Here is a 1,921-nt window from a genome sequence, read left to right on the forward strand (position 1 = left end):
CTACAAAAGCTTAAAATAGCAGCTTATACAGATATTATAAATGAATATCAGGGACAATTTCCAGTCATCTTACTTAACCTGAAAGATGTTAAAGGGAGTTCTTACCAAGAAATCGAGAAAGGCATTAAAGATCAAATTATAACATTATTTTCCTGCCATCGTTATCTAAGCGTACACCTAGCAGCATCAGGGGGGGTACTGGATAATGCTCAAAAAGAGAAATTACAGCGCTATTTGGATGGAAAACTCGATAAAAATGATTTAAAACAAGGGTTGCGTTTTTTAAGTGAACTGCTCTACAAACATTTTAACCAAAAGGTTTATATCTTGATTGATGAATATGATACCCCTATCAATAGTTCGTATATTAAATTTGGTAGCCAAAGTGAATCCTTTGAAGAAATTTTAGAACTATTCCGTGGAATTTTTGGTAGCGCCTTAAAAAGCAATCCCTATTTAGAAAAAGGCGTTATCACAGGCATATTACGCATAGCCAAAGCCAATCTCTTTTCAGATCTCAATAATGTACGGGAATATACGTTGTTGGATAAAAACTTCACACAATTTTATGGTTTTACGCAAAGCGAGGTAGATGACTTGCTTAGTAAGGTAGCTACCCAAACGGAACCAGCAAAAATCAAAGATTGGTACAATGGCTACTCCTTTGGAGGGGAAATTATTTACAATCCCTGGTCGATTATGCAATGCCTAGCCAGTCAAGGTACATTAGACTACTATTGGTTAGACAGTGGTGGTACCGGTTTAGTAGATAAAGCGCTATTGGCTGACCAAATGCAAGCAGATTGGCAATGTCTGGTTCAAGGTCAAACCGTCACTTCTCCCATTACCAAGCAAATTAGTTTCTCCGATATTAACAAACCAGTTGGCTTATTGAGTTTGTTGTTATTTAGTGGTTATTTAAATCCCACTGTGGTATCCGCAGAACGCCATATTTATGGTCTATCTATTCCCAATCAAGAAGTAAAATATATCTATGAAACAAGAGTATTGCAGTGGGTTACCGACCAATTAAACATAGACAGCTCTAAATACTATTCCTTTGTTCACTTATTACCAGCTGGCCATATAGAGACCTTTAAGGAGCAATTGCAAACATTGCTGTATCGTGCTACCAGTTTTTTCCAAACAGGAAGCACCAAAGCAGAACTATTTTACAGTGGCTTTATGTTGGGCATGTTACATATGTTGTGTGCTGACTATAGCATAGAAAGTGAAAGGGAAACAGGCAGTGGTCGGGCAGATATGCTTTTAATACCTCAAGTAGGTAGGAATGATAATGCACTGATCATAGAATATAAAACAACTAAAACGTTAGAAAACTTGGATGCGGTAGCCCAAGCAGGTTTGGCCCAAATCATCGCTAAACAATACCATACTAAGGTAAAAACCTATCCTCATGTAAGAAAGATTACCAGCATTGCGTTAGCTTTTTGTGGCAAAGAAGTAACCTTAGCTTATCGGGTGGATGAGGTAAATGTGTATAGGTAGTAATAGATGTTTGTATCCGTTCAGTGATTTTACTAAGCCATTTAAACTTTCTTAACNATCTATAAAATATGTCTGCCATACCCCTGAACGGATACGATTTTATTATCCTAAAGGCTTACAGTGTATAACTGTTCTACTTGCTTAATGGTTAAACCAGTAACCTTGGCTATATAGGCAATAGGTAGCTTTTCTTGAAGCAAATTTTGGGCTATAGCCATAGCTTTTTGGGTTTCTCCTATTTGGATACCTTCCTCTTTTCCTATTTGGATACCTTCCTCTTTACCCTCATTTTTAGCTTTTTTAACTGTATTTTCTTCGACCCATAACCACTTTAAATGGCCTTCATATAAGGTACGTTCTTCTGGTGTAAAGTTCATAACATTCAGTACCTGTAGTGCCTTTTTTAAATGGA

General features: G+C 36.9%; 1 protein-coding gene and 1 pseudogene (both cut by a window edge). One reads left to right on the forward strand and one right to left on the reverse strand.

Features of this window, described 5'->3' with window-relative positions; all coding sequences use genetic code 11:
* On the forward strand, positions 1-1,509 hold the 3' portion of the coding sequence (locus EDM02_RS02220) for a PD-(D/E)XK nuclease domain-containing protein (RefSeq protein ID WP_123662717.1). It extends 15 nt beyond the left edge of the window; 1,509 of the gene's 1,524 nt are visible here — the last part of the coding sequence; its start codon lies beyond the left edge, outside the window; its stop codon occupies positions 1,507-1,509.
* A 107-nt stretch (positions 1,510-1,616) separates the two neighbouring features.
* Here EDM02_RS02220 and EDM02_RS06135 read toward each other — a convergent pair.
* A pseudogene (locus EDM02_RS06135) lies at positions 1,617-1,921 on the reverse strand (PD-(D/E)XK nuclease family transposase) (its annotated part continues 176 nt past the right edge of the window); the annotation flags it as partial.

The organism is Candidatus Cardinium hertigii (assembly GCF_003788695.1).